The following is a 20,287-nucleotide window of genomic DNA, read 5'->3' as shown; positions in this document are numbered from 1 at the left end:
ACCGAATGATCGCTTGAGCGATGCCGGGCCCGATCGTCTAATCGGATCGAGCGCGGCCGTTTCGCCGCGCGCCTACATCCGGAGACACGCATGACGCCGATCGAACAGGAAGTCCGACGCCGCTGGCTGCCCGTGCTGGCGGGCGGCCTGATCATGGGTGCCGCGCTCGGCATCCGCCATGTGCAGGGCCTGTTCCTCGCGCCCGTATCGCTCGACCACGGCTGGTCGCGCGAAGCGTTCGGGCTCGCACTGGCGCTGCAGAACCTGATCTGGGGCGTCGCGCAGCCGTTCACGGGGATGGTCGCCGACCGCTTCGGCTCGGTGCGCGTGATCGTCGCCGGGATGCTGCTGTATGCGGCCGGGCTCGTCACGATGGCGCATGCGGCGTCGACCGGCATGTTCACGGTCGGCGCCGGGCTCGTGATCGGCATCGCACTGTCGGGCTCGGCGTTTGCATCGATCTACGGCGCGCTGAGCCGCCTGTTTCCGCCCGACCGGCGCGGCCGGGCGCTCGGCGTCGCGGGCGCGATCGGCGGACTCGGCCAGTTCTGCATGGTGCCAGTCGCGCAGGAACTGATCGGCGGCATCGGCTGGCGGCACGCGTTCGTCGCGCTGGCGCTCGTCGCCGCGCTGCTCGCGCCGCTCGCCGTGCTGCTGCGCGACCGGCCCGCGCAAGCGGCCGGCGGCGGCGCCGGCCCCGACCAGTCGATCGGCGAAGCGGTGCGCGAGGCGTTCGCGCATCGCGGCTTCTGGCTGCTGAACGCGGGCTTCTTCGCGTGCGGCTTCCAGCTCGCGTTCATCGCGACACACCTGCCCGCCTACCTGCTCGACCACGGGCTGCCGGCGCGCCACGCGAGCGTCGCGCTCGGGCTGATCGCGCTGACCAACGTGGCCGGCACCTATGCATGCGGGCATCTCGGCGGGCTGCTGCGGCGCAAGTATGTGCTGTCGGTGCTGTACCTCGTGCGCGCACTCGCGATGGCCGCGTTCGTCGCCGCGCCGCTGTCGCCCGCGAGCGTATACGTGTTCGCGGCCGTGATGGGGTTCACGTGGCTCGGCACGGTGCCGCTGACGAACGGCGTGATCTCGCAGGTGTTCGGCGTGCGCTACATCGCGACGCTGTTCGGCTTCGTGTTCTTCGGACACCAGCTCGGCAGCTTCTTCGGCGTCTGGCTCGGCGCGCTCGTGTACGACGCGACGCATTCGTACCTGCCGCTGTGGATCGGCTCGATCGCGCTCGGCGTGCTCGCGGCGCTCCTGCACCTGCCGATCGACGACGCACGCGTTGCGCGCCCCGCGTCGCGCAACGCGGCATGGGCATGATCCGCGCGGCGCTGGCGGCCGGCACGCTCGCGTTCGTCGCGTGGTGCGGCGCGGCCTACTTCGACTCGGGAGTCGCGTACGCGCTGCTCGAACACGTCGCGTTCTGCAACTGACGCGGCGAACCGTGCCGCGCGGGCAGACGGTCAGCGACGTTTCGGCAATGCGGCCAGCGCATCGAGCGCGCGAGCGCGCGCGGCGGCGTGATCGACGAGCGGCACCGGATAGTCGATGCCAGGCCGCATGCCGGCCGCGTCGAGCTGCAGCGGCGACGCTTCCCACGGCGCGTGGATCGACGCGGCGTCGAGGCCCACGAGTTCGGGCACCCAGCGCCGCACATATGCACCGTCCGGGTCGAACTTCTCGCCCTGCGCGACCGGATTGAAGATGCGGAAATACGGCGCGGCGTCGGCGCCGCAGCCGGCCACCCACTGCCAGCTCGCCGCGTTGTTCGCGGGATCGGCGTCGACCAGCGTGTCCCAGAACCAGGCTTCGCCCGCGCGCCAGTCGATCAGCAGGTGCTTGACCAGGAACGACGCGACGACCATCCGCACCCGGTTATGCATCCAGCCGGTCGTCCACAGCTCGCGCAGGCCCGCATCGACGAGCGGATAGCCGGTCCGGCCGCGCTGCCACGCGCGCAGCGCGGCGGCATCGTCACGCCACGGCATCGCGTCGAACTGCGCGCGGAAGTTGTCGGTCGCGAGCGCCGGGAAGTGATACAGCAGCGCGTAGCTGAATTCGCGCCAGCCGAGCTCGCTCAGGAACTTGTCGGTGCCCGCAACGTACGCCGCGCCGCCTGCATTCGCGGCGCCCTGCACCGCGTGCCACACCTGCCGCGGCGATACGTTGCCGAAGCGCAGGAACGGCGACAGCCGGCTCGTCGCGGGCCGGTCGGGACGATCGCGCGCATCCGCATAACCGGCAAGCGACGCCGTCAGGAACGCGTCGAGCCGTTCGTGCGCACCGGCCTCGTCGGGCGCGGGCCATGCGTCGCGCAGGCCGCCGGCCCAATCCGGCACGGGCGAACGCAACGCGAGCGCGTCGAGCGCCAGCGCACGGTCGCGCACCGTCTCCGGCCATGGTTGAAACACGATCCGTTCCGGTTCCGGCAGCGGCGCGGCGACCGTGCGGTCGCGGCGCACCGCGCGCCAGTACGCGGTGAACACCTGGTATGGCGCACCGCTGCCCGTCAGCACCTCCCACGGCTCGTTCAGCAGGCTGCCGTTGCTGCTCTCGACCGTGACGCCGCGTGCCTTGAGCGACGCCTTCAGCGCCGCGTCGGCGTCGCGCTGCGGCTGCGCGTAGCGGCGGTTCCAGTACACGGCCGCCGCGCCCGTGTCGTGTACGACGCGCTCGATCTCGCGCTGCGCGTCGCCGCGCAGCAGCAGCAGGCGCCCGCCGTGACGCGCGAGCGCGGCGTCGAGCCCGGCCAGCGACCCGTGCAGCCACCAGCGCGCTGCGCCGCCCAGCGGGCGCGCCGAACCGGCGCCCGTATCGTCGACGAACACGCACACGAGCGGCCGGCCTGACTCGACCGCGCGCGTCAGCGCGGGCTGGTCGGTCACGCGCAGATCGTCGCGAAACCAGACGATCGCGGGAGCAACGGACGACTTGGCGGGCACGGGCACCTCGATGCGGAAAGCGAAACAGGATGCGTATTGTCGCGGCTGCACCGCGCGTTGTCGACGTTCGACGCGCCGCGGCCATCGCACCGCATCGCGCGCCCGGTGAAACGCCTTAGTCCATTCCGACGATTCTTCGCCGCGTCTGCCGGCCTACGCTCGAAGTCAGGTGCACCGCGATGCGCGGCACGTGCCGGCCTCGACCGGCACCGCGCGTCCCGATCCGCACCCGCCGCGCGCCGGCCGATGCCGGCGCGGGTCCTTCCGACCGCCGCGGCGCCCGGCCACCCGGGCGCGCGCGGCCTCACCCGATAGACCTCCATGACCAAACCCTCGAATCTCGTCACCTCGATCACCGTCGACATCGACGCGCCGGCTTCCGTCGTGTGGGAAGTGCTGACCGACTTCCCGCGCTACGGCGAATGGAACACGTTTTGTGTCGGCTTCGAAACGACCGGCAAGCTCGGCGACTTCGTCCACATGCAGGTTCGCATCCCGGGTACGGAGACCGTGATTCCCGTCAGCGAAATCCTCGTCGCGTACGAGCCCGCGCGCCTGCTGTCGTGGGAGCAGCGCCCGACCGACGACAACAAGGACGCCGCGCGCCGCGACCAGTACATCGACGCCGACGGCCCGGATCGCTGCCGCTATTTCACGACCGACCAGTTCCTCGGCGTCAACGCGGACACGATCATGCAGAACCACGGCGCATGGGTGAAACAGGGTTTCGACCAGTGCGCGCGCGACGTGAAGCAGCGCGCCGAAGCGCTGCATGCGGCACGCCGGCGCAACAGCGCGTGACCGGGAGCGGTCGATGCCCGATCTGCAAACGCTGTCCGACCATCACGACATCCGCGAACTGATCGTCGCGTATTCGAGCGCGATCGACACGCGCGACTTCGACGCGCTCGATGCCATATTCACGCCCGACGCGGCGATCGACTATCGCGCGATGGGCGGCATCGCCGGTTGTTATCCGGACGTGAAGGCATGGCTGCGCACCGTGCTGCCGCAGTTTCCGCAATACCAGCACATGGTCGGCAACCTGTCGATCCGGCTCGACGGCGACACCGCGCGCGGCCGCACGATCTGCTTCAATCCGATGGAAGTCGCGCTGCCGGACGGCGGCATGCAGGTGATGTTTCTCGGGCTGTGGTACGTCGACCGGTTCGTCCGCACCGCGCAAGGTTGGCGCATCGCCGAGCGCATCGAGGAGCGCTGCTACGGCCACAACGTGCCGGCCGTGCTCGCGGGTGCGTCCGGCTGATGCGGTTGATCCGGCCACGACGCCCGCCGTGCAATGGCTGCACGGCGCGCGCGTCGCCGGTCGCTTCGTCAATCGAGCCGGAACGCCGCCTCGAAGCGTGCGGCGAATGCGTCGAACTCGGTTTCCGGCAGATGGTTGATGCCGCCCGCGCGCTTGCGCCCGCCGCCGGTCGCAAAGCCGCGGCAGAACTCGTCGGCGCCGAGCGGCCGGCCGTCGGGCACGCGCACGCTGACGACTAGCCCGCCATCGGCGCGCGGCGACAGCACCGCGAGCGCCGCATGCGGCGCGTTGCGCATGCGTTCGTTCGCGAGCATCCCCGTCGCGCGCCGCGCCCACGGTTGATCAGGCATCCGTACCAGCGTCGCTCCCGGCACCTCGCGCAGCGGCACTAGCGCGCACGCGCGCGCCATGTCGTCGCGGTAGCCGTCGCGCAGTGCGGCGAACACGGCGGTCTCGCGCACGAAATCGAGCGGATCGACGCACGGCAGCATCGCGTCGGCGAGCGATGCCGGATCGAAGTGCAGGTCGCCGATGCAATCGCCGTATGCGTTGTAGTTCAGATAGCGCCCGAGTTCCGCGAGCGTGCAGCGTTCGGCGTCTTCGATCCCTTGCTCGCGCGCGAGCGTGTCGCCGAGCGCCGGCAGTTCGTCGCCGAATGCCGCGACGATCGCCCAGCGCACGTGCAGGCCGCCGAGATGGCGGTTCACGAGTGCGCTCGTGCAGACGTCGGCCGCCGTATCGATATGCGCGTCGAAGCGCGGATCGTCGGGCAGTTCACCCGCGAAGTGGTGATCGAAATAGCGGACCGTCGCGCCGTCGCGCAGCAGCCGTGCGCACGCGTCGCGGTTCTGGTCGTGCGACACGTCGAGCACGGTGACGATGTCGCCCGCGCGTGCCTCGATCCGCTCGAGCAGCTTGATGTCGCGCTTCACGCCGGTCACGAGCGTGCCGCGCACGCCTTCCGCGAGCCGCAGTTGCTGAAGCGCGCACAGGCCGTCCGCGTCGCCGTTGAACGCGAAAAAGTGCCGCGCGTTGTGGTTGTCCTGCATGATCCTTTGCTCCATCGTCAGGGCATGAAATCGCCGCCGTTCGCGTCGAGCGTCGCGCCCGTCACCGCGTTCGCATAGTCGGACGCGAGAAACAGCGCCGCGCGCGCGCAATCGTCGTCGGTCGGCAGCTTCGCGAGCGCGATGTTCGACGCGATCGGCGCAATGATCTGCTCTTCCGTCATCCCGTATTCTGCGGCCGCCTGCCGGAAATACGTCTGCGTCGGCACGCCCCACATCCAGCCCATGTGGATGCTGTTCGCGCGGATGCCGTGCACGCCGAGTTCGCGCGCCAGGTATTTTGCCGCAACCGCGAGCGCCCCCTTCGATACAGCGTAGCCGCCCTCCCCTGCAAAAGGCTTTCGAGTCGCCTGCGTGTTGATCATCACGATCGCACCGCGCTTCTCGCGCTTCATGTACGGCACGACTTCCTGCGTGAGCGCCATCGTGCCGAACACGTTGGTGTCGAACACCGCGCGCCAGCCGTCGAGATCGGCTTCGTCGACCGGCTCCGGAAACGTGCCGTGCACGAACGCGCTGTTCACGAGCGCGTCGATCCGGCCGAAGCGTTCGACGGCCTGCGTCGCGAGCTGCCGGCATTGCGCGCGGTCGGTGATGTCGGTCTTCACCTTCAGCACGTCGCAATCGACACTGAGTGCGCGGATCCTCGCTTCGGCATCGTCGAGCTTTTCCATCGTGCGCGCCGCGACGACCACGCCGCGCGCGCCCTCGCGCGCAGCCTCGATGGCGAGCTTCACACCGAGGCCCGGGCCGATCCCGGAAATCACGACGATCTTGTCCTTCAGCAACATGGGTTGTCTCCTGGTTGTCGTTCGTCCCGCAAGCGCGGCCGTCAGCCGGCCGCCCGCAGGTGCCGCGCGCGATACGCGGCGAAGTCGCGCGCGAGCTGCGCATCGGTGAAGCCGAAGCGCGCAATCGAATAGTCGTGCGCGGCGCGCTTGTCGCGGCCGTTGCGCGCCATCCAGTCCGTCATCGCCGCGCGCTGCCGCGCATCGAGCGGCATGCCGGCGAAGCGGTACACGGCTTCCGCGACGCCGAGCGGATTCGCTACGGTGTCCTCGAAACGCACGTCGAGGAACCGGTCGGCCGGCAGCGCGTCGCGCGCGGTCATCGCCGCGCCGATCGCGCGCGCCATCCCCGCGTTCCACTGCGCGCCGACGGCGAGCGGATCCGGATCGTCCGCATACATCTGCCACAGCGTGTGCGCCATGCTCGCCATCGACGGAATCGTCTGCGCGGGATCCCGGTGCGTGAGCACGACCTGCGCGCGCGGGAATACGCGGCACAGCACGTCGAGCGCATGCAGGTGCTGCGGCGTCTTCAGCAGCCAGCGCTCGGCCGGTGCGACGCCACGCCGCGCCTTCTGCCACTGCAGGAACTGCAGCATCCGTATCAGGTACGTGTAGACCGGCGTGAGATCCTGTTGCGCAAGCCAGCCCGTGTAGCGCGGCACGTTCGCGTATGAATCCATCGCGCACACGAACGAATGCTCCATCAGCATGAACTCCTCGTCGGCGAGCATCGCATCGAGCGGATGGATCGTCAGGATCTGCGGAATGCAGTCGATCATCGTCGCGACCTCGGCCTGCGCGCGTGCGATGCGCACGGCCGGCGCGTCGAGCGTCTCGCCGGCGAGCGGCGCCGGGTAGCGCGTTTCCCACCACGCGGCCGAATGAAAGCGCGGGTCGACGGCCAGCAGCCGCTGCAACAGCGTCGTGCCCGTGCGCGGCAGGCCGACGATCACGAGCGGATCGTCGATGGCGATGTCCGCGATCTCCGGATGACGCCGAAAGTAATACTCGACGACGAGCCGGTTCACTAGCTGGCCGACGAGCTTCTCGCGCATCATCTCCGCACCGCGCGCGGACAGCTTCGCTTCGTCGATCAGCGACGCGCACATCACGTCGAGCGCGTCGCGATACGGCCCGTCGCCGAATGCGGCGAGCCCGCCCGTGCGCGACGCGGCCTCGGCGATCAATCCGTCGGGAGCGAGCAGCGTGCGGATCCGGTCGAGCGGCGCGTTCACGCGGCCTCCTTCAACGCGGCGAGCTTGACGACGCGCGTGCGCGGATGCACGGGCTGCGCGGCGCCGACCCAGCGCCAGCAGATCGTGCCTGCCCGGTGCCCGGCCGTATCGAGCCAGTTCGCGTCGCCCGGCCGTGCTGCCGCGACGACCACCGTCACGCCGCCGCCGGCATTCAGCCGCGCGCTGTGCTTGTTCACGCAGATGTCGAAGTGCCGGTAGTCGAGCGACTCCATCCAGTAGTTGTTGAGCTGCACGTTCCAGAAATCGCAGTCGGGCACCGTGTCGACGTCGATCACGAGCGCTTCGTCGTCAGCCAGCGACCAGCACGAGTGGTAGTAGTAGATGTTCGGGTCGCCGCCGACCGACTGGCACAGCGCCTGGTCGGCGGGCGGCAGCGCATTGACGTGCGGCCGGTAGCTCGCGGCCCAGTCGGCGAACAGCTTCGCAGTCTGCTCGACGAACTGCGCGGCACGCGTGAGGCCGCCGTGCAGCACGAGCGGGTCGAGCGGCGCCGGGCGCTCCCGCGCGCCGATGCGCTCGATCTTCAGTTGCGCGGGCGTCTCCGCGCGACGGTCGAGGAAAGTCTGGCGCACCAGCAGCGCGTTGGTGCCGCGCTCCATGCGCACCCAGTTGCCTGTGCACGGCGTTTCGCTCAGCACGATCTCGAAGCTGCCGTCCGGCGCGATCCCGAGCTGCTTCGCATCGAGAAAGCCTGTCTGCAGCATCTTGCCGTCGGTCTCGTAGCCACCCTTCTGCGTGCCGAAGCTCAGGTACGCAACCGTGCCGCGCCGCCCCGTCACGCGGTATTCGCGGCGGCCGTCGACGCGTGCGTACTGGTAGAGGTTGTCGGGATTGTCGGCGCCGATCTTCGCGGTCTCGTGCGACGGCGAGAAAAAGCCGGGCCATGCGCCGTCCGCGAATTCGACGTGCATTTCCAGTGCGATGCGCATCAGCCGGCTCAGGTAGCGGAATCCTTCCGCACGCGTCAGCGGATCGTCCGGCGCCTCGGCGCGCAGGATCTGTTGTCCGCTGCGTTTCAGGGTGTCGCAGAAATCCGCCCAGGTCTGGCCCGAAAGCAATTGCGTGGCACGTGTGTCGTCCGTCATGTGTCGTCTCCGCCGATGGTCGAGCGCTCACCTTAAGCGCCCGCGTCGCGCACCACTTCGTCCGGGTGGACTAAGGAAAGATCCGCTGCAGCCTGCGCGGCGGTTTAGTCCACCCGGACGAAGAGCGGCATGCCCTCGCTCGATACCGTTGGCGTCATGCACGAAACGCCGCACATGTCGCGCGGCGCCGGCATGAAACAAGGAGACGAACGATGTTGACCCACTTGGAGCGGCTGGAGGCCGAGAGCATCCACATCATGCGCGAGGTGGTCGCGGAGAGCGAGAACCCGGTGATGCTGTATTCGATCGGCAAGGACAGCTCGGTCATGCTGCATCTCGCGATGAAGGCGTTCTACCCGGCGAAGCCGCCCTTTCCGCTGCTGCACGTCGATACGACCTGGAAGTTCCGCGAGATGATCGCGTTTCGCGACGAGACGACCGAACGGCTCGGTCTCGACCTGCGCGTGCACATCAATCCCGACGGCGTCGCGAACGACGTCAATCCGTTCACGCACGGCTCGGCCGTGCATACCGACGTGTGGAAAACGCAGGGGCTCAAGCAGGCGCTCGATCACCACGGCTTCGACGCCGCGTTCGGCGGCGCGCGCCGCGATGAGGAGAAATCGCGCGCGAAGGAACGCATCGTGTCGCTGCGCTCCGAACAGCACCGCTGGGACCCGAAGCGCCAGCGCCCCGAACTCTGGTCGCTGTACAACGCGCGCAAGCGCAAAGGCGAAAGCCTGCGCGTGTTCCCGATTTCGAACTGGACCGAACTCGACATCTGGCAATACATCCAGCTTCACGACATCCCGATCGTGCCGCTTTACTTCGCTAAGGAGCGCCCTGTCGTCGAACGCGACGGCGCGCTGATCATGGTCGACGACGAACGTTTGCCATTGCGCGAAGGCGAAGTGCCGCAGATGCGCAAGGTGCGCTTTCGCACGCTCGGCTGCTATCCGCTGACGGGCGCGATCGACAGCGATGCGACGACGCTCGACGACATCCTGCGCGAGATGCGCGAGACGCGCACGTCCGAGCGCCATGGGCGCCTGATCGACAGCGATTCGGCCGGTTCGATGGAAAAGAAGAAACAGGAGGGATATTTCTGATGGCACACGTTCTCACTGCGCCCGATACGCTCGCGCACCCCGGCACTGCCGCGTCCGCCGCCGACGGCGACGCGCAAACCCAAGACCTGCTGCGCTTCATCACGTGCGGCAGCGTCGACGACGGCAAGAGCACGCTGATCGGCCGCCTGCTCTACGAATCGAACATGCTGTTCGACGACCAGCTCACGCAGCTCGAGGCCGATTCGAAGAAGGTCGGCACGCAGGGCGGCGAACTCGATTTCGCGCTGCTCGTCGACGGCCTGTCGGCCGAGCGCGAGCAAGGGATCACGATCGACGTCGCGTACCGGTTCTTCGCGACCGCGCGACGCAAGTTCATCGTCGCCGATACGCCCGGCCACGAGCAGTACACGCGCAACATGATCACCGGCGCGTCGACCGCGGATCTCGCGGTGATCCTGATCGACGCGCGCAAGGGTGTACTCACGCAGACGCGCCGCCACAGCCATCTCGTCGCGCTGATCGGCATCAAGCGCGTCGTGCTCGCGATCAACAAGATGGATCTCGTCGACTACGACCAGACCGTGTTCGACCGCATCGACGCCAACTATCGCGCGCTCGCGGCCGAGCTCGGGCTGGCGGAGATCGTCAGCATCCCGATGTCGGCGCTGCGCGGCGACAACGTGATCGTGCCGAGCGCGCAGATGCCGTGGTACGCGGGCCCGACGCTGATGCAGCATCTCGACCGCCTGCCGCTCGCCGCGCGCGTGACGCGCGACGAGCCGTTCCGGCTGCCGGTGCAGTGGGTCAACCGCCCGCACCTGAACTTCCGCGGCTACGCGGGCAGCATTGCATCGGGCGAGATCCGCGTCGGCGAGCGCGTGCGCGTGCTGCCGTCCGGCAAGGAAAGCCGTGTCGCGACGGTGATCACGCAGCGCGGCGAAAGCGACATCGCGCGCGCCGGCGACGCGGTGACGCTCACGCTCGCCGACGAGATCGACATCAGCCGCGGCGACCTGATCGCGCGCGCGGACGCGCCTCCCGAAGTGGCCGACCAGTTCGAGGCGACGCTCGTGTGGATGCACGACGAGCCGCTGCTGCCCGGCCGCCCGTATCTCGTGAAGCTGGGCACGCAGACGGTCGGCGCGACCTGCGCGACGCCGAAGTACAAGATCGACGTGAACACGCGCGAGCACCTCGCCGCGCGCACGCTCGCGCTCAACGAGATCGGCGTATGCAACCTGAGGTTCGACCGGCCCGTCGCGTTCGATCCGTACGACCGGAACCGCCATACGGGCGGCTTCATCGTGATCGACCGCTTCACCAACGACACGGTCGGCGCCGGGATGCTGCACTTCGCGCTGCGACGCGCGCACAACGTGCACTGGCAGACCGTCGACGTCGATCGCGACGCGCGCGCCGTGCAGAAGGCGCAGACGCCGCGCATCGTGTGGCTGACGGGGCTGTCGGGCGCCGGCAAGTCGACGATCGCGAACCTCGTCGAGAAACGGCTGCACGCGCTCGGCAGACACACGTATCTGCTCGACGGCGACAACGTGCGGCACGGGCTCAACCGCGATCTCGGCTTCACCGAGGCCGATCGCGTGGAAAACATCCGGCGCGTCGCCGAAGTCGCGCGGCTGATGCTCGACGCGGGGCTCATCACGCTCGTGTCGTTCATCTCGCCGTTCCGCGCGGAACGCGACATGGCGCGCGCGCTGGTCGGCCCCGACGAGTTCGTCGAAGTGTTCGTCGACACGCCGCTCGCGGTCGCCGAGGAACGCGATCCGAAGGGCCTGTACAAGAAGGCGCGGCGCGGCGAGCTGAAGCACTTCACGGGCATCGATTCGCCGTACGAGCCGCCCGCGCAGCCCGAGCTGCGCGTCGACACGGTGGCCGAGTCGCCGGAGCAAGCGGCGGACCGCGTCGTCACGTACCTGCTGCGCGAGCGCGCGGCATAAGCGCCGCATGCGGGCAGCCCGGCGGTTGCCCGCATGCCCGCGTCGCCTGCTCCGTTCGGATGACGCGGGCCGCCGGCCGGCCGGTATGCTGGTTCGGGAACACTTCATATCCCGACCAAGGAGAACACGAGCATGCGGATCGCGCTGGCACCCTGCGACACGGCCGCGCACGACGGTTTCGACGACGCGGCGTGGACGGCGCGCGAACTCAGCGCGTGGCTCGGGCTCGTCTACCAGGGCCCGTCGGAAGCGACCCCATGGGCAAGTTTTCTCGAAGCGGTCCGCGTGCGGCTCGACGCGAGCTTCACGACGCTCGTGCTGCGCAATCCGGGCGGCTCGCGGCACGGGCTCATCATCAATGCATCGACGCACGGCCCGCTGCTGCCCGGCGAGCCGTCGTACAGCGAGCAGTTCTATGCGCTGTGCCCGTTTCTCGACCAGCCGCCCGGCCAGGTCTTCACGGCCGACCGGCTGTTCGGCGAAACCGCATGGCGCGCGCACGACTTCTATCGGCAGTACCTGCAGCCGCTCGACCTGCGCTACATCCTCGGCGCGAACCTGCGCGGCGAACGCGGCGTCGAGTGTGCGTTCTTCGTGAGCCGCGCGCACGGTGGCCGCGATTTCGACGCGTCCGAGCGCGCGCAGGTCGCGACGCTGCTGCCGCACCTGCAGCGCGCAGTCGAGCTGCACGCGGCGCTCGACGTGCTCGATGCCGAACGCGCGCTGTATGCGGGCACCGTCGACCGGCTCGACGTCGGCACCGCGATCGTCGACGAGGACGGTCGTGTGATCAAGCGCAACCGCATCGCCGAGCGGCTGATCGAGCAGCAGGACGGGCTGTGCATGCGCCAGCAGCGGCTCCACGCGTCGTGCCCGCTCGACGAGCGCCGGCTGCAGAAGGCGCTGCAGGCCGCGCTCGAGCATTTCCGCGCGGGCGCGCTGGCGCGCATCGAAGCCACCACGCTGTCGCGCCCCGGCGGCGCGATGCCGTTGAGCGTGCTGCTGCGTCCGCTCGCGCCCTACCGCGGCGCCGACGACCGCCAGCACCGGCCGGCCGTCGCGGTGTTCGTCCGCGATCCGGCGTCGTCGCCGCAGACGTCGCGCGACATGCTGCACCGGCTGTTCCGGCTCACGCCGATGGAGACCGAAATCGCGCTGCTGCTCGTCGACGGGCTGACGCTCGACGAAGCGGCCGCCGCGACGGGCATCACGAAGAACACCGCGCGCGCGCACCTGCGCGGCATCTTCGCGAAAACGGGCGCGACGCGGCAAGCCGTGCTCGTGAAGACGCTGCTCAACAGCGTCGTGTCGATGGCGTAGCGTGTCATGACGGCGGTCGCCGGACAGCCTGCGCGGCCGCGGCACGACGCGCGGGTCTCGGGTCGAGACCGCGCCCCCGATGGTCGACGCAATCTCATTTGACGTCATACGTCATCAGACATGATCGACTAGCCACCCGATCTCATGAAATTCCCAAATATCTGGGAATTTCCGGGTAAACCCGCGACGTCTTCCTCTGCGCTCAGGCGTACCATGTCATACGACGACATACTACATAAACCGCCACCCAGACGCCGACGCGGGCTGCCGCCCCGTCCGCCGCCCGACCGGAGACACCGTTGAACCCGCCCTCGCCCCCGCTGCCCGGCCGCGACCCGCTCGCGTCCGCCGTCTCGAAAGTGAAGTGGCACGTGCTGCCGCTCGTGCTGATCATGTTCATCGCGAACTACATCGACCGCGTGAACGTCGGTTTCGTCGATCGCCACCTCGAAGCGTCGATCGGCATCGGCGCGGCCGCCTACGGGCTCGGCGCCGGGCTGTTCTTCGTCGGCTATGCGCTGTTCGAAGTGCCGTCGAACCTGCTGATGCAGCGCTACGGCGCACGCGTGTGGCTCGCGCGGATCATGGCGACGTGGGGCATTGTCGCGGCCGCGATGGCGTTCGTGTGGAACGACACGTCGTTCTATGTGCTGCGCTTCCTGCTCGGCGCGGCCGAGGCCGGCTTCTTCCCCGGCGTCGTGCTGTACCTGTCGCAATGGCTGCCGCCGCGGGAGCGCGGCAAGGCGATGGCTATCTTCCTCGGCGGCTCCGCGTTCGCGTCGGTGCTGTCCGGGCCCGTCACCGGCGCGCTGCTGTCGATCCGCGGCTTCGGCCTCGAAGGCTGGCAATGGATGTTCCTGATCGAAGGGCTGTTCTCGGTCGCGCTGTGCGGCGCGAGCTGGCTGCTGCTGAAATCGCACATCCGCGACGCGACGTGGCTCACGACCGACGAACGCTCGGCGCTCGAAACGGCGCTCGACGAGGAGCGCGCGACGCGCGACGTACGCTCGAACGCGCCCGTGCGTGTCACCGCACTGCTGCGCGATCCGCAAATCATGCTGTTCTGCTTCCTGTATTGCTCGATCCAGCTGACGATCTACGCGGCCACGTTCTGGCTGCCGACGATCATTCGCAAGATGGGCGGCCTCACCGATTTCCAGGTCGGCCTGTACAACACGATTCCGTGGATGATCGCGATCGGCGCGATGTACGGCTTCGCGGTGTTGTCCGCGAAATGGAAGCATCCGCAGCGCTGGCTCGCGTTCGCGCTCGTGCTCGCCGCGTGCGGTCTGTTCGCGTCGACGTCGCACGATCCCGTGTGGTCGTTCGCGTCGATCTGCTTCGCCGCGCTCGGCTTCAAGGCCGCGGCGTCGCTGTTCTGGCCGATCCCGCAGGGTTACCTCGACACGCGCGTGGCCGCGGCCGTGATCGCGTTGATCAACTCGGTCGGCAACCTCGGCGGCTTCGTCGCGCCGACGGCATTCGGCTATCTTAAGCAACATACGGGTTCGATCACCGGCGGGCTGTATGCGCTCGCGATCGCGTCCCTCGTCGCCGCGGTCGCCGCACTGTTCGCGCGCACGCACCGGCGCAGCGATCCGCCGCGCGGCCTGCCGGCCGACGAGTCCTTCACGAACGCCACGATGCTCCGCCATGCCGAACACTGACCGCCTGACCGTCGTCGTCTCGAATGCCGCCGACGGCGACCTCGCCACGTTCTCCCTCGCGAGCGACGGCACGCTCGCGCCGCTCGCCCGCTACCCGGCCGCCGACGTCGCGATGCCGATCGCCGTGCAGGCCGACCGCGCGCGGCTCTACGTCGCGACGCGCGGCGAGCAGCCGACGATCGTCGCGTTCCGCGTCGCCCCGGCCACAGGCGCGCTCGCGCGCATCGGCGCGACCGCGATCGACGCGAGCCACGCGTACCTGTCGCTCGACCGCAGCGGCCGCTGGTTGCTCGGCGCGTCGTACGGCGGGAATTCGCTGAGCCTCTACGACGCGGCGCGCGTGCGCGACGGTGACGGCGCGCCGCTACAGGTGGCCGGTGGCATCGCGAACGCGCATGCGGTGATCGTGTCGCCGGACAACCGTTTCGCGTATGTCAGTTCGCTCGGCTCGGACCGCGTGTTCAGCTTCGCGCTCGTCGAGGACGCAGCCGGCCTGCGGTTGGCCGAACACGGCGAAACGCGCGTGCCGGCCGGCTTCGGCCCGCGTCACCTGCGATTTGCACGCGACGGCCGCGCGCTCGTCGTCGTCAGCGAATTCCAGGGCACGCTCGCGACGTTCGCGCGCGATCCCGACAGCGGCCGGCTCGGCGACGCACATGTGAGCGCACGCCACCCGGCCGTCGCCGAACTCGCGCAAGGCCATGCGCGGCCGCCCGCGCCTGCCGAACCGTCCGTGTGGGCCGCCGACCTGCACCTGACGCCCGACGAGCATTTCGCGTATGTCAGCGAACGCACGTCGAGCCAACTGCTCTGTTATCGCCGCACCGCCGACGGCACGTTCGAGCCCGCACACGCGACGGCCACCGAGGCACAGCCGCGCGGGTTCGCGATCGATCCGTCGGGGCGCTGGCTCGTCGCGTGCGGCGAGCGGTCGGAATACGTGTCGGTGTATGCGATCGCGCCGGACGACGGCGCGCTGTCGCTGCACGCGCGTGCGGCAGGCGGGCGCGGTGCGAACTGGGTCGAGATCGTCTGACGAAGCGGCGCCGGGCGCGGGATCGGGAAGGCCGCAGCAAAGATCCGTTCGCCCCCGCGCTCAGCGCCGCTCGCTCGGCGCAACCCCCGTCCAGCGCTTGAACGCGCGCGTGAAGTTGGCGCGGTCGGTATAACCGACGCGCGCCGCAATCTCGTCGACCGGCAGCCGCGTGCCCTCAAGCAGCCGCAGTGCATCGCGCAGCCGGATCTCGTCGAGCAGCGCCGAATACGTCGCGCCGTACTCGGCGAGCTTGCGCTTGAGCGTGCGCGCCGATACGTGCAGCTCGCGCGCAACGTCGTCGACCGACGGATAACCGCCATCGCCGCAGATCAGCAGGTTGCGCACGCGCTCGACGATGCTCTCCGCATAGCCGAGCCGCGCGAGTTCGGCCTCGCACTGCTGGACGATCATCTGCGCGGTCTGTGCGTTCGCGGTGCCGATCGGCTCGTCGAGCAGCGCGGCGTCGCAGCGGATGCGGTTCGCGCTCGCATCGAAATGACAGCGCGGCAACCGCGCGCGATACCGCTCGAACCACGGCGGCTCGGGCCACGCGAAGTACAGCTCGGCGCGCGACTGCAACGTGCGCCCCGGCGCCGGATACAGCAGCGAATTGAACAGGATCGCGGTCTCGACCAGGAAGTTCTCGACCGCGAACTGGCGCAGCCGGCCGAGCGGAAACGCTTCGAACACGTCGATGTCGACGATCCCGTCGAGTTGCGCGAGCCGCACCGAGAAGAACGGCACCCGCGTCGGCAGATAGCGGATGCCGAGCGCGATCGCCTCTCCAAGCGTCGCGCAGCTCATCAGCCCGAAACCGATCAGCCCCGCTTTCGTCAGGCTGCTGCGCAGGCCGATCTCGATCGCGATCGACGGATCGTCGGTCGCGTCGAGCAGGTTGAACACGATCGCCGCCTGCTGCAGCGGCGTGATGCGCGCATCGGGCTGCGCGAGCCGTTCGCGCTCGACGCCCGAGCCGGCGAGAATGCGGCCGCCATCGATGCCGCGCTCCTCGGCCAGCATCAGCATGAACAGCGCATACGCGGACGACACCGTCGCCTTGTTCAACTGGCGCGCGGCATCCGGGACGGACAGGGTCATGCGGCGGACTCCGGAGCGGTTTCGGCGGATTGTAGCGCCGCTGGCCCGCAGTGACACCGCGGCGGTGCTCTAGCCGCGCGGCGCACCGTCGGGCGCCCGCTCGTCGGCCATCGTGACCCGAAATGACACCATCATTGGCACCGGCGGCCCTCGCGTGCGGCGCGGCGCCCGCCTATGCTTGTCACATCGGCATTGCGCCCTGCTGCCCTACTCTTTCCGCACGGATTCCAGTCGATGAGCCAACCCGCACGAACCGTCTTTCGCAACGACGCAGACAAGCTCGCGTACGTCCGCCGCGAGGTCAACGCCGCGAGCGATGCGATCCGCGCGCGCTTTCCGCTGCTCGACAACCAGAACCTCGTCGGCGCGACCGTGATGGCCGTGTCGGTCGCCGCGATGCTCGCGATCGCGTGGCTGTATGCACGCGGCACGATCGCGTGGTACGTCGCGCTGCCGCTCGCCGCGTTCGCCACGTCGCTGATCCACGAACTCGAGCACGACCTGATCCACCTGATGTACTTCAAGAAGACGCCGTGGGCCTATCACCTGATGATGACGCTGTGCTGGCTCACGCGGCCCGGCACGATCAACCCGTGGACGCGACGGCGCATGCACCTGCATCATCACAAGGTGTCGGGCGGCGAATCGGATCTCGAGGAATTCGGCATCACCAACGGCGAGCGCTGGGGCGTGAAGCGCCTGCTGATGATCGCGGACGGGATGCTCGCCGTCGTGCTGCGGCCGGCCGCGATGCGCCGCAAGGTGAAGCAATACGTTGCCGCGCAGCCAGTGCAGGATCCGGCCGAGCGAGTGCAGTTGCGTGTCGAACAGGTGTCGTCGTACATGCCGGTCGGTCACCTGTACTACGCGCTGTGGCATGCGTTCATCGTCTATCACGTCGGACTGTTCGCACTGCATGCGTTCGGCTATGCGGTGACGGTGCCGGCCCTCGTCGAGCGCGCGATGAACGTCGTCGATTTTCTCGCGGTGGTGTGGCTCGCGCCGAACTTCGTGCGCAGCTTCTGCATCAACTTCGTCAGCTCGAACATGCATTACTTCGGCGACATCGATTCGCGCAACGTGATCCAGCAGACGCAGGTGCTCAACCCGTGGTGGATGGTGCCGTTCCAGCTGTTCTGCTTCAATTTCGGCAGCACGCACGCGATCCATCACTTCGTCGTGCGCGATCCGTTCTACATCCGGCAACTCACCGCGCGAACCGCGCATGCGGCGCTGCGCGAAGTCGGTGTGCGCTTCAACGACATCGGCACGTTTGCGCGTGCGAATCGCTGGGGCGCTTGTCGCGCGTCTCACGGCACGCGCAACGCGCAGGCCGACGCGTAATACCGGCGCCGGCAGCGCGCCGCATCATTCGCCGATCGGCGGCATCGCTCCCTGCCCGCGGATCCATGACCAGTTCGCGAGTTCGGCCATTTCCTTGTCGCCGCGGCTGTCGCCGTACGCGAACAACTGCTTCGGCGGCCGGTTGCCCCACCACCCGTTCAGCCGCACGACCTTCTGCGGCCCCCAGCAGTTCTCGCCGTCGAGCCGCCCGGCAAAGGCGCCGCGTTCGAACGCGAGCCGCGTCGCGAGCACGGCGTCGAAACCGGCCGTCTTCGCCCACTTCTCCAGATACAGCGACGGCGACGCGCTGACCAGCACGACTTCATGCCCGCGCGCCCGATGCTCGCGAATCCGTTCGAGCATTTCCGGACGCACGAAGTTCGGCAGATACGTGTCGACGAACGTGCGCGCCTGAGCGTCGAGCGCGTCCTCGCGAACCGGCCCGAATGCGAACCACGCGAACTTCGCCTTCGCGTCGCCGCGCGACAGCAACCCGGCCTTCATCGCGACAATCCACGGCAGCGCGCGCAGCCCTGCCCACGCGAAGCGCGGCGTGCCGACCGCGTAGCGGACGAAATGGCGGAAGCTGTCGGTGGTCGTGATGGTGCCATCGAAATCGAATGCGGCGACGATGCGGTCAGTCATGGAGGATCGGCGGGAAAGCGATGAGGTGCCCGGGAAGATAGCAGACTCGCGCCAATGCACGCGAAACGGCGTGACGAAGCGCGGCCCGGGCAGCGGCCACGCGCGCCGAAACGCACGTGGCCGTCGTGCCGTTGGCTCATCGCTGCGGCCGCGCCGCCAGTGCCGCGGGCAGCACGACATTCATCAGGTGATCGGCGCGTGACAGCAGATCGGTCACGCGCTCGTCGAGCCCGCGCAGTTGCGCGGGCTGCATCCGGATCTGCTGGACCGCCTGCCCGACGATGTTGCGACGGTCGAACAGCGTGCGCTCGACGCCCGCATCGTCCGGCACGCGCACGACGTCCGCCACCGCACTCAGTGCCGCGAGCACGACCACGAGGTTTTCTTCCGCATGGCGGATCTTCGCGGCGAGTTCCTCGGTGCGACGCGGAAAGAAGCCGAGCGACTGCTTGAGCGCACCGAGCGCCGCGCGGTAGTCGACATGGCCCGACGCCGCACCGAACCAGCGTTCGAACATGCCGGCCTTGCGCGTCGCCTGCGCGAGCATGCCGGCCATCATGTCGGCCGCGCCGAGTTCGTTGAATTCGCGCGTCGTCGCCGCGACGGCTTCGACGAGGTTGCCCGCCGCCTCCAGCGCACCGTCGCCGATCGTCGCGACCGTCGCGAGCTTGAGCGGCACCAGTTGCCGGATGTGCCGCTCGATGCGCGGCGCGAAGTCGGGATAGAGATTCGGGAAGCTGGCCTGCGCGGCGCGGAAGCACGATTCCAGCAGCGGGTGATTCGCTTCGCCGAACAGCGCGCGGCCGACCGTAGCGGCGGGCGCCGCGCGCACGGCCTTGCCGGGCGTCGGCCCGAAGTCGAGCGCCTGCGGCGCCGGACGGTCAGGCGCGCGCGCGGCCGGCGCACCGGCCGTGGGCGGCACGTCGAACGCAAGACGCCCGGGCGTGCGCTCGGGCGTCGTATCGAACTCGAGCCGCTTCGGCTCGTCGGACGGATTCGCCATCGCTGCATCCTGCCCGGCGCGGCGGTTTCCCGCACGCCGGGCTGCCGCCAGTCAGACCGCGCCGCCGTACGCGCGCACGAAGTCGCCGAGGCCGCGGTTGTAGCCGGCGCCGACCGCCTTGAACATGAAGTGGCCGTCGCGGCGATAGAAGCTGCCGACCTGCACCGACGTCTCCATCGAGAAGTCTTCCTCGAGCGCATACTTCGCGATCACCGTACCCGACACCTCGTCGGCGATCTGGATGTAGCTGTTGCGAACCTGCCCGAAATTCTGGCGGCGCGCTTCGGCCTGGTCGATCGTCACGACCACCGAGATCTCCTCAACGTCGGCAGCAAGCTTCGTCATGTCGATGAAAATCACTTCGTCGTCGCCGCCGCCGCTGCCCGTGCGGTTGTCGCCGCTATGCACGACGCCCATGCACTTCGACGCCGGCATCCCGCGCTTCGGGAAATCGTCGCCCGGCTGGATGAAGGTTTCTTCGCGGTCCATCGTGCGCACTTCGCTGTTGTAGAACACGAAGTGCTGATCCGAGATCAGCTTCGGATTGGTCTGCGCATCGTACTTGCACAGGAACACCGACACGTCGAGATCGAAATCCGTGCCCGTGTCCGTCGCGTTCGCGTCCCAACCGAGACCGATGCGGAATTTCTGCGTGCCGGGCGCTTCCTTCGACAGGTTGACGCGACCGCCTTTCGACAAATTGATCATCTGAACCTCTTCTGCTGGAACCGCCGT

At 68.8% G+C, this 20,287-nt stretch carries 19 protein-coding genes; 10 read left to right on the top strand and 9 right to left on the bottom strand.

The window, feature by feature from the left end:
- The first annotated feature begins 90 nt into the window (after window positions 1–90).
- Both DM992_RS09300 and DM992_RS43370 read left to right on the top strand, forming a co-directional pair.
- Window positions 91–1,323: an MFS transporter gene (locus DM992_RS09300; protein ID WP_111016597.1), complete on the top strand. Its 1,233-nt coding sequence runs from the start codon at window positions 91–93 to the stop codon at window positions 1,321–1,323.
- Window positions 1,314–1,436 (top strand): hypothetical protein, encoded by a 123-nt coding sequence (locus tag DM992_RS43370; protein ID WP_006478335.1) that lies wholly within the window; start codon window positions 1,314–1,316, stop codon window positions 1,434–1,436. The genes DM992_RS09300 and DM992_RS43370 overlap by 10 nt, the downstream gene beginning before the upstream one ends.
- Before the next feature lie 30 nt (window positions 1,437–1,466).
- Here the strand turns inward: DM992_RS43370 and DM992_RS09295 are convergent, their stop codons facing one another.
- Complete coding sequence (locus tag DM992_RS09295; protein WP_111017868.1) at window positions 1,467–2,945, bottom strand: deoxyribodipyrimidine photo-lyase; 1,479 nt, start codon at window positions 2,943–2,945, stop codon at window positions 1,467–1,469.
- 321 nt (window positions 2,946–3,266) lie between these two features.
- Between DM992_RS09295 and DM992_RS09290 the strand changes: the two genes are divergently transcribed.
- On the top strand, window positions 3,267–3,746 hold the full coding sequence (locus DM992_RS09290; RefSeq protein ID WP_111016596.1) for an SRPBCC domain-containing protein: 480 nt from the start codon (window positions 3,267–3,269) through the stop codon (window positions 3,744–3,746).
- Between the two features lie 13 nt (window positions 3,747–3,759).
- A complete protein-coding gene (locus DM992_RS09285; protein WP_111016595.1) occupies window positions 3,760–4,212 on the top strand; it encodes a nuclear transport factor 2 family protein in 453 nt (150 codons plus the stop codon).
- A 68-nt stretch (window positions 4,213–4,280) separates the two neighbouring features.
- Here the strand turns inward: DM992_RS09285 and DM992_RS09280 are convergent, their stop codons facing one another.
- From DM992_RS09280 to DM992_RS09265, 4 genes are read right to left on the bottom strand one after another with little or no spacing between them, the layout of a single operon-like run.
- On the bottom strand, window positions 4,281–5,261 hold the full coding sequence (locus tag DM992_RS09280; RefSeq protein WP_111017867.1) for an acetyltransferase: 981 nt from the start codon (window positions 5,259–5,261) through the stop codon (window positions 4,281–4,283).
- Between the two features lie 17 nt (window positions 5,262–5,278).
- The gene (locus tag DM992_RS09275; RefSeq protein WP_111016594.1) at window positions 5,279–6,070 is read right to left on the bottom strand and encodes an SDR family oxidoreductase; all 792 of its coding nucleotides are present in this window, start codon (window positions 6,068–6,070) and stop codon (window positions 5,279–5,281) included.
- A 41-nt stretch (window positions 6,071–6,111) separates the two neighbouring features.
- The gene (locus tag DM992_RS09270; RefSeq protein WP_111016593.1) at window positions 6,112–7,305 is read right to left on the bottom strand and encodes a sulfotransferase; all 1,194 of its coding nucleotides are present in this window, start codon (window positions 7,303–7,305) and stop codon (window positions 6,112–6,114) included.
- Window positions 7,302–8,411 (bottom strand): DUF1214 domain-containing protein, encoded by a 1,110-nt coding sequence (locus DM992_RS09265; protein ID WP_111016592.1) that lies wholly within the window; start codon window positions 8,409–8,411, stop codon window positions 7,302–7,304. Before DM992_RS09265 ends, DM992_RS09270 begins: the two co-directional genes overlap by 4 nt.
- 212 nt (window positions 8,412–8,623) lie before the next feature.
- Here DM992_RS09265 and cysD point away from each other — a divergent pair, with 212 nt between their 5' ends.
- The 5 genes from cysD (at window position 8,624) to DM992_RS09235 (ending at window position 15,462) form a co-directional block, all read left to right on the top strand.
- Window positions 8,624–9,520, top strand: coding sequence for a sulfate adenylyltransferase subunit CysD (gene cysD, locus DM992_RS09260; RefSeq protein ID WP_111016591.1), 897 nt, complete (start codon window positions 8,624–8,626; stop codon window positions 9,518–9,520).
- A complete protein-coding gene (gene cysN / locus DM992_RS09255) occupies window positions 9,520–11,439 on the top strand; it encodes a sulfate adenylyltransferase subunit CysN (protein ID WP_111016590.1) in 1,920 nt (639 codons plus the stop codon). Before cysD ends, cysN begins: the two co-directional genes overlap by 1 nt.
- A gap of 132 nt (window positions 11,440–11,571) precedes the next feature.
- Entirely contained in the window at window positions 11,572–12,759 is a 1,188-nt protein-coding gene (locus DM992_RS09250; protein ID WP_111016589.1) for a helix-turn-helix transcriptional regulator, read from the top strand.
- 299 nt (window positions 12,760–13,058) lie between these two features.
- Entirely contained in the window at window positions 13,059–14,426 is a 1,368-nt protein-coding gene (locus DM992_RS09240; RefSeq protein ID WP_111016588.1) for an MFS transporter, read from the top strand.
- A complete protein-coding gene (locus DM992_RS09235) occupies window positions 14,413–15,462 on the top strand; it encodes a beta-propeller fold lactonase family protein (RefSeq protein ID WP_111016587.1) in 1,050 nt (349 codons plus the stop codon). Before DM992_RS09240 ends, DM992_RS09235 begins: the two co-directional genes overlap by 14 nt.
- 60 nt (window positions 15,463–15,522) lie before the next feature.
- On the opposite strand, the gene DM992_RS09230 is transcribed toward DM992_RS09235, so the two are convergent.
- Window positions 15,523–16,560 (bottom strand): AraC family transcriptional regulator, encoded by a 1,038-nt coding sequence (locus DM992_RS09230; RefSeq protein ID WP_111016586.1) that lies wholly within the window; start codon window positions 16,558–16,560, stop codon window positions 15,523–15,525.
- A 234-nt stretch (window positions 16,561–16,794) separates the two neighbouring features.
- Between DM992_RS09230 and DM992_RS09225 the strand changes: the two genes are divergently transcribed.
- Complete coding sequence (locus DM992_RS09225; RefSeq protein ID WP_111016585.1) at window positions 16,795–17,904, top strand: fatty acid desaturase; 1,110 nt, start codon at window positions 16,795–16,797, stop codon at window positions 17,902–17,904.
- A gap of 24 nt (window positions 17,905–17,928) precedes the next feature.
- On the opposite strand, the gene DM992_RS09220 is transcribed toward DM992_RS09225, so the two are convergent.
- The 3 genes from DM992_RS09220 to DM992_RS09210 all read right to left on the bottom strand — a co-directional run bounded on the left by DM992_RS09220 (window position 17,929) and on the right by DM992_RS09210 (window position 20,260).
- Window positions 17,929–18,549 carry an HAD family hydrolase gene (locus DM992_RS09220; protein ID WP_111016584.1) on the bottom strand — a complete coding sequence of 207 codons (621 nt, stop codon included), beginning with the start codon at window positions 18,547–18,549 and terminating at the stop codon, window positions 17,929–17,931.
- Between the two features lie 136 nt (window positions 18,550–18,685).
- A complete protein-coding gene (locus DM992_RS09215; RefSeq protein WP_111016583.1) occupies window positions 18,686–19,552 on the bottom strand; it encodes a hypothetical protein in 867 nt (288 codons plus the stop codon).
- A gap of 51 nt (window positions 19,553–19,603) precedes the next feature.
- Window positions 19,604–20,260: a TerD family protein gene (locus DM992_RS09210; RefSeq protein WP_111016582.1), complete on the bottom strand. Its 657-nt coding sequence runs from the start codon at window positions 20,258–20,260 to the stop codon at window positions 19,604–19,606.
- Window positions 20,261–20,287 lie beyond the last annotated feature (27 nt).

Source organism: Burkholderia sp. JP2-270 (assembly GCF_003233675.1).
Classification (GTDB): domain Bacteria; phylum Pseudomonadota; class Gammaproteobacteria; order Burkholderiales; family Burkholderiaceae; genus Burkholderia; species Burkholderia pyrrocinia_C.
The sequence above is the reverse complement of the archived record's forward strand: the minus strand, read 5'-3'. Positions and strand labels throughout refer to the sequence as shown.